The organism is Bradyrhizobium canariense (assembly GCF_019402665.1).
GTDB classification, from domain to species: domain Bacteria; phylum Pseudomonadota; class Alphaproteobacteria; order Rhizobiales; family Xanthobacteraceae; genus Bradyrhizobium; species Bradyrhizobium canariense.
Window position 1 is genome coordinate 1 of record NZ_VSST01000046.1, and the last position, 12,910, is coordinate 12,910.

Annotated in this window: 10 protein-coding genes and 1 pseudogene; 1 reads left to right on the forward strand and 10 read right to left on the reverse strand. The window is 56.4% G+C overall.

Going from position 1 to position 12,910, the window contains the following annotated elements; genetic code table 11:
- Positions 1 to 241: 241 nt before the first annotated feature.
- The 9 genes from FXB41_RS24840 to FXB41_RS24880 all read right to left on the reverse strand — a co-directional run bounded on the left by FXB41_RS24840 (position 242) and on the right by FXB41_RS24880 (position 10,588).
- Positions 242 to 1,300, reverse strand: coding sequence for a branched-chain amino acid ABC transporter permease (locus FXB41_RS24840; RefSeq protein ID WP_219683528.1), 1,059 nt, complete (start codon positions 1,298 to 1,300; stop codon positions 242 to 244).
- Positions 1,300 to 2,181: a branched-chain amino acid ABC transporter permease gene (locus FXB41_RS24845; RefSeq protein WP_219683529.1), complete on the reverse strand. Its 882-nt coding sequence runs from the start codon at positions 2,179 to 2,181 to the stop codon at positions 1,300 to 1,302. Before FXB41_RS24845 ends, FXB41_RS24840 begins: the two co-directional genes overlap by 1 nt.
- The gene (locus FXB41_RS24850; protein WP_219683530.1) at positions 2,181 to 2,912 is read right to left on the reverse strand and encodes an ABC transporter ATP-binding protein; all 732 of its coding nucleotides are present in this window, start codon (positions 2,910 to 2,912) and stop codon (positions 2,181 to 2,183) included. The genes FXB41_RS24845 and FXB41_RS24850 overlap by 1 nt, the downstream gene beginning before the upstream one ends.
- Positions 2,909 to 3,664, reverse strand: a complete 756-nt coding sequence (locus tag FXB41_RS24855; protein WP_219683531.1) for an ABC transporter ATP-binding protein — start codon at positions 3,662 to 3,664, stop codon at positions 2,909 to 2,911. The genes FXB41_RS24850 and FXB41_RS24855 overlap by 4 nt, the downstream gene beginning before the upstream one ends.
- Before the next feature lie 73 nt (positions 3,665 to 3,737).
- Complete coding sequence (locus FXB41_RS24860) at positions 3,738 to 4,973, reverse strand: ABC transporter substrate-binding protein (RefSeq protein ID WP_219683532.1); 1,236 nt, start codon at positions 4,971 to 4,973, stop codon at positions 3,738 to 3,740.
- 33 nt (positions 4,974 to 5,006) lie between these two features.
- Complete coding sequence (locus tag FXB41_RS24865; RefSeq protein ID WP_219683533.1) at positions 5,007 to 6,323, reverse strand: M20 family metallopeptidase; 1,317 nt, start codon at positions 6,321 to 6,323, stop codon at positions 5,007 to 5,009.
- A 1,036-nt stretch (positions 6,324 to 7,359) separates the two neighbouring features.
- Positions 7,360 to 8,670: a type I glutamate--ammonia ligase gene (locus FXB41_RS24870; protein ID WP_219683537.1), complete on the reverse strand. Its 1,311-nt coding sequence runs from the start codon at positions 8,668 to 8,670 to the stop codon at positions 7,360 to 7,362.
- Positions 8,671 to 9,014: 344 nt separating this feature from the next.
- Positions 9,015 to 9,719 carry a cysteine hydrolase family protein gene (locus tag FXB41_RS24875; protein WP_219683534.1) on the reverse strand — a complete coding sequence of 235 codons (705 nt, stop codon included), beginning with the start codon at positions 9,717 to 9,719 and terminating at the stop codon, positions 9,015 to 9,017.
- A gap of 59 nt (positions 9,720 to 9,778) precedes the next feature.
- A complete protein-coding gene (locus tag FXB41_RS24880; RefSeq protein ID WP_219683535.1) occupies positions 9,779 to 10,588 on the reverse strand; it encodes an N-formylglutamate amidohydrolase in 810 nt (269 codons plus the stop codon).
- 880 nt (positions 10,589 to 11,468) lie between these two features.
- Between FXB41_RS24880 and FXB41_RS24885 the strand changes: the two genes are divergently transcribed.
- Positions 11,469 to 11,945 (forward strand): Lrp/AsnC family transcriptional regulator, encoded by a 477-nt coding sequence (locus FXB41_RS24885; protein ID WP_219683536.1) that lies wholly within the window; start codon positions 11,469 to 11,471, stop codon positions 11,943 to 11,945.
- Positions 11,946 to 12,599: 654 nt separating this feature from the next.
- On the opposite strand, the pseudogene FXB41_RS24890 reads toward FXB41_RS24885, so the two are convergent.
- Positions 12,600 to 12,910 (reverse strand): annotated as a pseudogene (locus FXB41_RS24890) (alanine dehydrogenase); the annotation flags it as partial.

Sequence of the window (12,910 nt, forward strand, 5' to 3'; positions counted from 1 at the left end):
CCTTGTTCACGGACGACTAATGCTCGAACCAATGTAGCGGGCCCATTACGACGACATCGAATGGGCTGTCGTTTCTGGCACAGCCGCATCGACTCCGTTCTGTCGCTCTGCGCTCGAGCCTTGAAGAGGTGCATAGGCTGCATACATCGAGGGCATCGTGATGGACGGAAATGCAGTAGAACTTCTCCGTCGACACGACTGACCATGGCCGACTTCCTGGCGCAACCAGGAGCGTCGGGGTTCAGGTCAAACGATCTAAAGAAACGGGAGCTCGGCTCTTTTCTTGCTCGACGTCATCGACGCTGGGCGCGAGCATCCGTTTTCGCCTCGAAAGCATCTCCAACGCTTTTCCCCCGAGACTGTTTGACATTACTGAAGCGAGTCCCTTTGGAAGAAAGAGAAGGACGACGATCATCACCACCGCGACCAGCATGTGGCGGCCTTCGGCGAAGTTATCGATATTGGCTAGGCCTTCTGAGGTGAAAGTCAGCATGAGCGCCGCAAATACCGGGCCGTAGATGCTAGAGGTGCCGCCGACGAGCACCATACTCAAGACTAGCGAGACGGTCGAGAAGTCGAAGACCTCCGGCGATGCCACGCGCAAGTATATGACGTAGAAGCCGCCGGCCACCCCAGTGAAGAAAGCACTCGCGACAAGCGCCTTGAGACGCTGCCGCGCAATCGGGATGCCGCGCGACACAGCATAATCCTCGTTATCGCGCAGAGCCCTGATCGAAAGACCGAAGTCCGAGCGCACCAGCCACCGCAGGCAAACGATTGTGGTGACGAGCAGCATAAAGGCAACATAGTAGTAGCCAAACTTATAGTCCCGTAGAAAATTGTAGCTTGGTAGCCATATCGTCGGCACCCGCACCATGCCCTGAGTTCCGCCCGTAATATCCGACTGGTTAATCACAAGTTGCATCACGAGCTGGCTGAATGCGAAGGTGACGAGAACCACATAGACGCCCTGCAGGCGCACAACCGGTAATGCAACGATTACAGCGGCAACGGAAGCGGCAAGCCCACCTATGAGCATCGCAGCCCATGGATCGATTCCGAGAAGCTTTGCTGTCAGTCCAGTTGCATATACCCCGGCGCCGAAGAACGCGACGTGGGCAAAATTGAAAATCCCGGCATAGCCGAGAGTAAGGTCCCAGCTTGCGGCCACAATCCCGTAAACAAACGAAATGATGAACAGATGTCGCAGATAGACGTCTTGGACGAAGATCGGCACGAGGAGCCCTGCAACCACCAGGCCGCTGACTAACCATGTCTTCCTGTTAGGAAGGACCATCATCAGCGCACGACCTTTCCAAGGAGGCCCTGCGGCCTGAGGATCAACACGAAGATGAGCAGGACGAAGATCAAGGAGGGCGCCCAATAGATGCCGACGAGAAACACCAGGGTTGCCTCAAGCAGGCCTATAATATAGGCAGCGAGAATTGTCCCACTGAGCGAACCGAGCCCGCCGAAGATAACAATGATCAATGCCTTAACGAGCGGCTCCGCACCGAATTCGGGGGTCAGAAGGCGAACCGAGCCAAGAAGCACTCCCGTCAATCCGGCGAGTACCGCCGATACGGCAAACGCAATGATGAAAATAAGAGAGACGTCGATGCCGATGAGCCGTGCCGCGCTCGGGTTCTGGCCCACCGCTCGTATTGCGCGTCCGATCCGAGACCGACCGAGGAAGAGCCAAAGCGCGCAGAGCACCAGGGGGGCCAGGACAATGATGAGCGCTTCCTGCGCGGAGATCGTTGTCTGGAGGAGGCGGACATTCCCCGGCATAATCGGAGCCAGCTGTTTAAGCCTCGCGCCCCAAATCAGCTGAATTCCCTTCTGGATGACGATCATAGCGGCGAGCGTCGTCATGACAGTAATGAGCAAGATATCGCGGTGATCGTAAAATGGCCGAACTACCACCCGTTCTATCAAAATGCCGACACCGACCATGGCTGCTATTGAGACTGCGATCCCAGTAGCCAATCCGAAATCGAGGCCGGCCGCGTCGGACACCGTCCAGGCAAGATAGGCACCGAGCGTCATGAGAACCCCGTGCGCAAAATTGAAGATACCGAGTGTCGACCACACGAGGGATAATCCGCTCGCCATCAAAGCGTAGCCTGAGCCGAGCACGATACCGCTGACAATGATGGCGCTAAGGATGTCGCTCGTCATTATGCGCGCTCCGAACCGAAATACATGTCCATTATGTCTTGATGGTCAACTTCTGCGCCTCGGTTGATTTCGCGGCTAATTTCCCCATGATCGACTAGGTACATCCGGTCGACCAGCGACAGGACGAATGCGATGTCTTGCTCGACGAGAAGAAGTGGAATGCCGCGCGACGATATCTCGGCGATTGCTTCAGCAAGCTCGTCCTTGAGCTTAGGCGAAAGTCCGAGTGTCGGTTCATCGAGCATTAGCATGCGCGGCGCGCACATGAGCCCAACACCAATTGATAGCATCTGTCGTTCGCCGCCCGAGAGTGTCTTACACTGCTGCCGCCGGCGCTCGGCGAGCCGAGGAAAAAGACTGAGGACGCACTCCAGATTTGTCTTTAATTCCTTCTGCGCCCGTGGAGTGAAGGCTGCAAGCTCGAGAGTTTCCATGATCTCCATGTCGGGGAAGAGACGGTTGGCCTGCGGCACATGGATCAAGCCGCGCGCCACGATCTTTTGAGACGCAAGCGCATCGATGGCTTCGCCCATAAAGCGTATGCTTCCTGCCCGCGGGCCGATCACGTGTGAAATCGTATTCAGAAGCGTTGTCTTACCATGCCCATTGGGCCCAAAGAGTCCGACGCGCTCCCTCAATCCGACGTGGAGACTGATGCCGAGCAGTACATCCGAAGCATCATAACCGGCGCGCAAATCGACGATTTCCAGTGCGTTCGTATTGTTGCTCAAAGCCTCGCCTCCCGCTTGCCAAGATAGGCTTCGATGACTTCGCGGTTGCGCACCACATCTTGCGGTTTGCCTGAAGCTATGACCGCGCCGTGGTTTAGGATCATGAGGTGTTCGGACACTTCCAGGAGCAGCGGCAGTACGTGTTCGATGAGGACGACGGCAATACCGCGTCCGTTCACGGTACGAATCAGATCGGAAAGACCGGATATCTCAGGCTTGGTAAGGCCAGCGGCAGGCTCATCGAGGAGAAGCACCTTGGGGCGCCCTACGATTGCAGAAGCGATCATCAACTGCTTGCGCTCGAAAACCGAGAGATCAGAAGCGGCCTTCGTCCGCCGCTCGCCCGCCAGGGACACGTCATCGAGCGCCTGCTCAGCGGCATGCTTCGCTTCGGCCGAAGTCATCTGACCACAATATACAGCACTTGCATAAACGTTCTCGCCGGCGCTCAGTGTGGCGAACTCCGCATCCTTTTGGAATGTGCGAAGGACTCCCGCCCGACTGATCTGATGCGGCTTCATCCGGTGGATCGGGTCGCCGGCTAGGAGCACTTCGCCCTCGCTCGGCGGAAACGGAATGCCGGTGATGACGTTGAATAGCGTGCTCTTGCCGCTGCCGTTTGGACCAGCAATGCCGAAGATCTCCCCCTTCCGAACGGAGAAGGAAACATTGTCAAGAGCAATAAGCGCGCCAAAGCGTCGGGTCACGTTACGGACCTCGAGCAGCGGCTCGCTATTCTTTGCTTCTAACATCCTAAATCTTCACGGTTCGCGTTGAAAAAATGTGGGCCACACAGCGATGCCGCGTGGCCCTAGGCCAGCAACGCTATTGGTGCATCCAGGGGGGCATACGAAATTCGCCGTCCGCATATTGCTCGGGGTAGAACAGGACGCGCTTGCCGTCCCAGATCTGAAAGAACTGGATTGGAATTGCGTTGTCGGCTTGGACGGCTAGATGCGTCTTCGGATCGAAGGAGAGCATACCACTCGCGATTTGTTTCTTGGTTTCGCCGATCGCCTTGGCAATATTAAGCCGCTTGGTCGGGTCGCCGACCTTCCTCAGCGCATCCGCATAGATCATTACTTCCTCATAGAGCGCCGGACCGTAAGAACCGGGGTCGTTGCCGTACTTGTCCTTGTACTTCTTGATGATCTCGGCAGCGCGCGGGTTCTTGGGCGTATTGAGCGTGCCGCCCAGCAGGTTATAGACGACGCCCGTCGCCTGCTTGCCCGTCAGCTTGAGAAACTCGGGCACCGAGGGAGCGTACTGGATGAAAACCAGACTGTTCGTGGGCTGCTCGAGGAACTGGGTTAAGAACTTGGCTGCATTTCCCGGCTGGTAGTCGGTATTGATGATGACCGCGGGATCGTCCTGGCGGACCTTCGCCAGAAAGGTGCGCCAGTTGTCGATCTCACCGAACGGCAGGAGGTCGGTTGAGGTAACTGTCCAGCCCGCCTCTTTGAAGCTCTTTTCGAGACCGCTCATGACCGTCTTTGAATAGGGATTGTCCGAAGAGATGAGCGCCACTTTCGAGTTCGGCAGCTTCAGCTTTCCACTCGCCTGAAGTCCCTTGAGAACCGGTACCATCGCCGTATTGTAGGCATCGTAGGACGGATTCAATGACCAGATGGTCGGATACTTATCCGGATGAGGCGCAATGATATCCCGCGTTTGGGCAGAGTTCGCCGCGATCAGATAGGGCATTTCCTGCTCGGCCATGGTCTCGATTTCGAAATTGCTGCCGCTAGCGTAACCGGTGAACATCGCATTCAGTTCACGGTCATTGGCAAGACGCTCGATCGCGCTGGTCACCGCATCGGCCGATTGATTCTGGGTGTCACCCACGACCACCTGCAGCTTATAGCCGACTACGCCGCCCTCCGCATTAATCTCTTCGACGGCAAGCTTTGCGCCGTTAATCATTTCGTTTCCGTCCGCCGCTGAGCCCCCGGTCAGCGGCGCGAGAACGCCGATCTTGGCAAGCTTGTCAGCAGAGAAGGCGGGAGTTGCCGCGACTACAACAACCAAAGCGAGATGCGTCCAAAGACTAGAAAGCTTCATGATGACGTCCCCTGTTTTCCATGCACTTATGAATCATTTCACGCCACACCAATCGATGATGGAGGCGGCCAGGGTTTTGGTCGTCTCCTCCAACGACGCGATGTCCACGTACTCGTCGACGCCGTGAAAACCGTCGCCCAATGGACCGCATATCACTGCGTCAACCCCTGCACCGGCATAGTGCGCGGCGTCGGTGACGAAAGTGACTCCAGAAATCCTTGGTTTTCCGCCGAGCTGTGTTCGGCGCATTAAAAGCGACTGAACGACCGCGTGATCAGGCGGAGTATTTATGGGCGGGAAATGCATCCCGGCGAGATCCCATTCGACCCTGATCGGGTGCTTCTGCAACCAAAGGTCTTGCTGGCAGAAATGATGCACGAAGGCGTCGAACTCAGACCGGATATCTTCTTTTGTCTGGTTCGGAAGGAATTTGTAATCGAGGTCGATAACCGCCACATCAGGAATGATCGCGGGATTGGTCATTACGAGGGGCAACCCGTCGGGCCCGAGCCCTGCACCAGCGCGCATCGCGCCGACATTGATCGTGTTCATACCGGGGGGCAGCAGCGAATGCTGGCGATGGCGACATCGTGAGCTTTCGAAGTTCCGAAGGGCGTCCAGGAAGCGCGCTGCGATGTCGATCGCATTCACAGCTGGTCGCAGCCGGTCAGGCCCGTCGCGCTGTGGCCAAATCTCATTGTACCGCCACGCAGAATGTCCTTGTTGGCCAGTAATGGTGATGCGTATCCACTCCAGGCCCCCTTCACAGACCTGAATATCGCCCCAGCTTGCTTCTGTGATTACAGCCGCCTTGGCGAGATGGCCGCGCTTGATGGCGTCCTTTGCGCCGAAGCCGCCGCTTTCCTCATCGACGACGGAATGTAGGGCAATACGCCCCTGGAGCTCGATGCCCGCGGCGCGAATACCTCGGATTGCAGCAATCGCCGCCGCTACGCCGCCCTTCATGTCGACCGCACCGCGGCCGTAGAGTTTGCCGTCTTTGATCTCGCCACCAAAGGGATCGACTGTCCAGGTGCTTCGCTCGCCCACAGGCACCACATCAATATGACCGCACAAAAGAAGGCTACGCTCTTCCGCGCCCGCGATCTGGCCCACGACGTTTGGCCTGTCCGGAAACACGTCCCATCGATCAATCGACATGCCGATCGAACCGAGCTCCAATTCGACCACGTCCTGGACGGCGCGCTCGCGATTCTGGGCGGGGTCGTTGATGAACTTGGGATTGACCGAGGGAATTCGAACGAGCCTCTGCGTAAGGTCGGTCGCGTAACTCCGCTCTTCGTCGATCGCCTTCCAGGCGGCTTTCACTGCAGCTTCAAGATTGGCCATTTCGGCTCCTTCTCTCAGGTTCGCGCATGGTGTCGCTTATTGAAAACGACGCTGGCGATGCATGCTTCGCGAGATCAGGCCTAGAATATGACCTGTGAAGTCTTCTAGGAATCGGACGCTCTATTGGGCATAGCTTGGGTCTTCTCCCCCGCATCTTGGTTTCTGCCCTGTCATGAAGGTAACGAATAATTTGATTGACTGTACCCCCGCGTCAGTCTCGCTTTATGCATTGAGTCACGCCGCCGCGATTAAATTCCTCGAAAAACCGCGTTTATTTGCCGGATTTCGGCTGAAGTGAAGTGCGCATACGGGACTTCGTTTTCGACAAAGCGCAACTAAATAGAGCTGGGTCAGCCTAGTTGTCGTTTCAACCGAGTTGTAGTGGAAAAATAGTGAGCGCCTTTCCAGCGCCCTCAACAAACCATGCACGGGTAAGATTTTGTCGGCAGCATTGCTGAGCATGCCCATCAGAGCGACTTGCCAGCAGCGGCATGCAGCCCGAGACGGCGCGCGCGACGCGACCATTGGCACTAACGCCGAACTCATTAGCTCTTGAGCTCTTGCTGATGCACTCGATCGCAGGCGCAAGGACATAGGGGTTCTATCCACCGCGCCGTTGTTGGGATCCGATCGGCTCGGGTCAGCTGCGCTTCGAAGATACATCAAACTCTCGCCAATCGGCTGATCTCAAGGAGGACACCGTCAGGCGCGAGATCCGAACGCAAAGCGGAGCTCGATAGCCGGGCGCTGCTTCTCGCTTCTTTGGCGGCACGATGAGGCGGTCGAGCAGTCGATCTCAGCACGAGCTGCACCAACCCGTGTCGGAGTTGATGGTATGATCCGGCCTGGACAGATCGCCCTCTTCTGTTCTTTACGACCTCTTCGTTCGGTTTTTTTACTCGAGGGATCCCGAATTGAATCGCAGACTCTACGATTTCGAGTTCGGTCCGCGCTAGAGACTACTCCGGGGCGATGCACCAAAACCCTGTTTTCCTGGAGGGCCAGCGGATCAACTTGGTTTTGCAATTCCGTTCATTCAGTAAACCCGTTCATATAAGCTGCAGATCTCCTGTTGGGGCTTGCCTTCGAGGAAGGCCATCTCACATTCTTTGTGCTTTGCGTATGTGTCAGCAAACCCTGCGGGAAACCATCCAGTGACAGTGGAGTTCCCCACAAAATGATCAAGAGCTTCGGGCAATGATTTCGGTAGGCGCACATGGCCACGAGCAGCCAAAGTTGACGGATCGAGAAGTGAGAGATCCTCGGTCGTTGCGTCCGGAATCGGCAATTCTTCTTCGATGCCTTGGACGCCAGCATGGACGATAGCCGCGAGTTGCAGATGGGGGCTCGCCGTAGCGTCCGCTGCACGAAATTCAAAGTTGAATTGAGCGGCTTTCGAAATATCGCTCAAATCAGAAACAGGACAGATACGCACTGAAGCTTCGCGGTCGCGGAATCCAAGATTGTTGAAGGCCGCGCTCCAGCGATGCGGTGTCAGTCGAAGATAGGATACGACGCTCGGCGCCGTAATCGCCACGATCGCGTCGAGATACTTCAGGATACCAGCAATGAATTGGCCAGCCGTCTTGGTAAGCTCATGTTTTCCATTGGGATCCCAGGTTGCTGGCTTTTCACTATTGAGAAAGCTGAGATGGATGTGCACGCCGTTGCCTACGCCGGCAGGGTCGCGGATCGGTGTAAAGGTAACCTCCTTCCCAAGAGCACCTGCAACTAGACGCACCAACTCGCGCAGGATCGTCGACTGGTCTGCTATGGCGACTCCACGGGACGGCCCCATCGTGACTTCGTACTGCCCGGCGCCAAACTCTTTCATGAAAGTATCCGGCTCCAAACCTGCCGTGCGCATTGCGGCCACGACGGACTCAGCGAGCCGTCGTTCCAGACGGAATCCATTAAGGGTATAAGCCTCCCCGATCAGACTCGCCGCGCTCCGCATTTGGAACTCGTGTTCAAAGGCGCCGAACAGCGTTAAACCTGAAACAAGGTTCAGGCGGTCGAGAGCGCTTTTGAGGATCGAACGAGTACAGAACTCCCAAGGCCGGCCGTCCGTGTGGCGGATGTCACTGAGCGCGAAATGTTCAACGGGCACAAGGTCACCGAGTTCTACCCGCACCCTTGCTCCCTCATCAGGAATGATGACTAGGTCGCCAAGCGAGCCGAATGGACTTTCGCCAATGGTGTCGAAACAGGTCAACTGGACATTCGTGGGCGTCCAGCCGACCCCCCGCTTCATACGTTTCTCGAACTGCGAAGCTGGGAAGCCTTTGCCACGAACCTTGCCCGCAAGATCTGTGCAGCAGGCAACAACCATTTCCTCGGCGATCATCATTCCCTCCAAAAGCAATCTCAGTCCGACGCGACTGTCACAGTCCATCGATAGTTGTCAGGTATTTACCGACATCAGCACACACTTAACCGCCCGCCTCACGGCCGATCGAGGCCCTGAGTGCCAATGGGCCGCGATCTACGTACTCACGACGAGCACACCGAATTCATCCTGCGCCCTGAGGCTTCGACACGCCCTACGCGGTTGCGCGAGACCTCTTCATACCCAACGGCCTCGTCCCCCCGCTCCACGATTAGATAGCCTCCGCGCCCGACCAAGTGGCGTAAAGTGTATAGTAGCTCTGCGATACCCGACCGACGCTGGCTCGACTGGTCTCGCGCATATCATCGGCTGATCTTCCGAGGATCGAGCCCACGCTTGGCAAGCTGATCAATCTCCGCAATCATCTGGTCGGTGGTACGTGTGCGGCAGTAGTGCCCGCGCATGGATTCGATAGATCGCACGTGATTCAAGGAAGTATCGGCAGCGCAACAATCTTCGATTTGAGTCACCAGGAAGCCTTTGTCCGCTGCGTCTCGCACCGCTGACTCGACGCATTGATCGGTAATTACGCCGTACACAATCAGGTACTCCACGCCGAGGTTGCGAAATACATACTCGATGTTAGTAGAATTGAAGACACTCGACGAGGTCTTTGGTATGATGATTTCATCACCCTCGGGCTTCACGGCATCGATAACTTGAGCATCCCCCGAACCTTTGGGAACGTGAATCCCAGATATCTTATGGTCTAAACTCCTATCGCGACCGTCCTGAGTACGGCTTTCGATGACTGTAAACACAACTTCAATACCAGCAGTCCGAGCGGCCCGCTGCAAGCGGACCTGATTGGGGATAACCACCGCCGCCATGCGTTCAAAAAAGTCGTTCTTGTGCGCCAGATCAGATCCTGCGACACGTGACCTCAGCAACATGTCGTGGTTGAATTCCGCGTTCTGCATGTCCACACTCAGAAGTGCGGTCTTCGCGAGCTCGATGGGCCGTTCGCGGTAGGCACCGTGAGGCGCGTCGATGGGCGGGATAGTCATGATCCTCTCCGAATTGGTTGCTTGACATATGACATATATTGCGCTTCGGCCGCCATCGACTAGCTCTCGCGGAGCTCCGCAAAGAATGTGTTCCGCGCTTTTTCAAGCGCGCAAGCAACCCGCCGCCCCCACTCGATCTGTCCGGCGTCTGACTTAATCAGGTCCTGCCGGATCTCGAGCTGGCAGTAAGGCAACTGCCGTGCCTCTGCATGGATCGGGATCGCATACTCCTCGGTCATGTCAACGTTGTACGGCTCGTTGAACCCAACGATGACACCTACCTCCGCACGCAGCGCGGTTTCAACATGCCGGCTGAACCGCTCGTCCGGACCAGTACAGAGACCGACATGCCACGGTCTTGAAGCAGGAGCCGAATTGAGCGATGGAGTAAAGCTGTGCATTGATACGAAAATCGTCTCGGCGCCATCGTCACGGCTTCTGTTCAGCCGACCAGCAATCTCCTGATGATACGGAAGCACGATTTCTTCGATGCGCCGCATGCGCGCGACCTTACTAAGAGCCTGATTTCCAGGAATTACCGTTCCGTCGGAGATGCACGGGATGACCTGATCGGACTCTACGCGCCGATTGCACTCAGCTACCAGTCGCGAATACCTCTGAAAGACCAATGGCGCCCCGATGAGGCCCGAGATGACTTCCGATACTCCCAAGATGCCAATATCGATAGCGATGTGCTGGTTGAGCGCGCCGGCGCCCAGACCAAGACCATTCAAAACTGCCGGCACCGCATTGCCTGCATGCTCGCAACTCAGCAAAAAGTCGGAGGCGGAATTACCGTTCAGGACACCGACCGGCTCGGGATCTTCGAATTGAAGCAGCTTCTCGGTATCGACTATCGATCGCATCATTCAGCATACACCTCGGAGATAGATCATGGAACGATATCAGCGATTTTCAGTGAATTTGTGCGCCTATTCGTTTATATACGCCGATTTACTGCGTATAGGATGGTTATTGCGCAGGCAATCCGCGTTACACACCGATCCGGTCGGCAAGCGACCGACCCCGTTCCCGGTGCAGGAAGCGTCAAGTGCAAAGCGAATATCCTATCGTAACGCGGCGCCAGCTCGGAAGAAGAGGCTGTCTCAACGTGAGCAAGCTAAGAACACCGATACCATTGCGGGCCGCTGGCCATCGTGCTGCACGCGCTAGATACATGCTTCTCTCGGGTCAGCAACGGTCAAAGTCCTTGAGATGCGTGAAGGGAGGCACGACGCCGTGTCGGTCCTGTTCGCGAATCTCTTTGATATCAATCGACATGCGCACTCCCTCAATCGCAAAGCAGACGTACTTGGGTTTCTAGATTCTCGGCGCGCCCCTGTGTCGAGCGCGACTTCTCTATTCGCCGAATGGGATAGGCACCGATTAACTTCGGGGCGACCGTCCGGCACCACGTCGCGTGGAAGCTCCCGATGAGCCGGCTCAAAATCATCCGGGCGTACGGGGATGACGCACCGCCATCGAATGGTAAGGCTGACGCAACCTGACTGAACACTTCTTTCTCAATCGACTTGCGGTCGATCGCATCGGCAAACCGCGAGCCACGATCCGGGCACCGCCACTGGAGGCTTGGCTATTGTAGGCTCATGCGGCCATCTGTTGAAACGCCCATGCATCCAGGATACTGATGTTGTGAACATATTTGCGTCGTATCCCCTGCGGTTCGGGGGATTTCCTGCGTGGTGCAGGCATTCAGCGCCGCAATTTAACTGAAGCCTGGAGCCGACTATGCACTATGATCAAATCGACGTCCGGATCCTCGAGATTGTGCAAAAGAATAACCGTCTAACCTCCGACGTAATCGGCGAAATGGCAGGGCTTTCCGCGACTGCATGTCAGCGACGACTGAAGAGACTCCGCTCGGAGGGCATCATTGAGGCGGATGTCTCGATCGTTTCGCCGAAGTCCGTGGGACGATCTATTCAGATGCTTGTGCTCGTTAGCCTCGAGCGAGAACGATCAGATATAATCGATCGATTTAAGAAGGCCATTAAGTCGTCAGCTGAGGTCGTCAATGGATTTTACGTCACCGGTGACGCTGACTTTGTCCTCTACATTACCGCGCGCAGCATGGAAGATTATGAGCAGTTCACCCGACGATTTTTCTATGAAAACCCTAACATTAAGGGCTTCAAGACAATGGTGATAGTCGATCGCGTGAAAGCGAGTTTTGCGATTCCCGTTGAGCATCCGCCTGAGGAATAAAAACACTCTAACGTCGAGAGTCTCTCACTCAATCCGACAGTTCGCGCGATTGCGCGCTTTTTTATCGCTCACTCACATAGTACGCAAAAAGCCGCAGTCTCACTCCTCTACTCTACTAGTTGAGCGACCCTTGCATATTCGAGTGCCGAAACGAGATTCATGCCTTCGCTCCAGCTCATTCGGCACTTGGGTAAGCGCCTTCCAAGTCGCGTCTTGTTTATGCCATTGCGCGGCATCGCGAGCTGCGGGTCCGGCGATCGGGGACATCCGCGCCTGCACCCTATCTTTGGACGGGGCAGTTTCAGGGGCGGCCCTGAGCCGAGAGCCGCTATCGCGGCGACATCACGGATCCCTATGGACCGAGTGCTCCTACTGTCCGACATGGCTCGATGATTTGCGCCAGCTGAGCCGCTGTCGGCTCCTCCGAGCCTGTACGCACCCGCCGCATGCTGGAGCAACCACTCGAATCGGCGCGCAGGAGGGAGGACGGTACCGGACCGGACCGCGAGCGAACTGCTGCCCGGTGTTGAAGGCGCAGATGAAGGCAGCACTGGCCGCTGGATTAGGTTAGACTTGCAGCCAAAAAAACCGGGCCACTCCAAAGAGTGGCCCGGCAAGTCTGGGAGGAAACGCCCCCTAGGGAGGCCTCTGGGATCAGGCCGCAGCCTGTTCGATCGGTGAGAAAGGCAGGCCGAGACTCTCTGCCACGGCCTTGTAAGTTAGCCGGCCCCGATAGACGTTAAGGCCTGCACGCAGATGCGGATTTTCGAGCACGGCTGCAAATCCCTTGTTGGCGAGAGCCAAACCAAACGGCAGCGTGGCGTTATTCAGTGCCTGGCTTGAGGTCAGCGGGACTGCTCCCGGCATATTGGCAACGCAGTAATGAATGACGCCGTCGACTTCATAAGTTGGATCAGCGTGAGTCGTTGGACGCGATGTCTCGAAGCATCCGCCCTGATCGATAG

Bases quoted from the DNA above. Each gene is read 5' to 3' on its own strand.
- FXB41_RS24880 (WP_219683535.1), bottom strand. From the start codon at position 10,588: ATGATGCGATCGATAGTCGATACCGAGAAGCTGCTTCAATTCGAAGAT.
- FXB41_RS24885 (WP_219683536.1), top strand. From the start codon at position 11,469: ATGCACTATGATCAAATCGACGTCCGGATCCTCGAGATTGTGCAAAAG.
- FXB41_RS24855 (WP_219683531.1), bottom strand. From the start codon at position 3,664: ATGTTAGAAGCAAAGAATAGCGAGCCGCTGCTCGAGGTCCGTAACGTG.
- FXB41_RS24845 (WP_219683529.1), bottom strand. From the start codon at position 2,181: ATGACGAGCGACATCCTTAGCGCCATCATTGTCAGCGGTATCGTGCTC.
- FXB41_RS24865 (WP_219683533.1), bottom strand. From the start codon at position 6,323: ATGGCCAATCTTGAAGCTGCAGTGAAAGCCGCCTGGAAGGCGATCGAC.
- FXB41_RS24860 (WP_219683532.1), bottom strand. From the start codon at position 4,973: ATGAAGCTTTCTAGTCTTTGGACGCATCTCGCTTTGGTTGTTGTAGTC.
- FXB41_RS24870 (WP_219683537.1), bottom strand. From the start codon at position 8,670: ATGATCGCCGAGGAAATGGTTGTTGCCTGCTGCACAGATCTTGCGGGC.
- FXB41_RS24840 (WP_219683528.1), bottom strand. From the start codon at position 1,300: ATGATGGTCCTTCCTAACAGGAAGACATGGTTAGTCAGCGGCCTGGTG.
- FXB41_RS24875 (WP_219683534.1), bottom strand. From the start codon at position 9,719: ATGACTATCCCGCCCATCGACGCGCCTCACGGTGCCTACCGCGAACGG.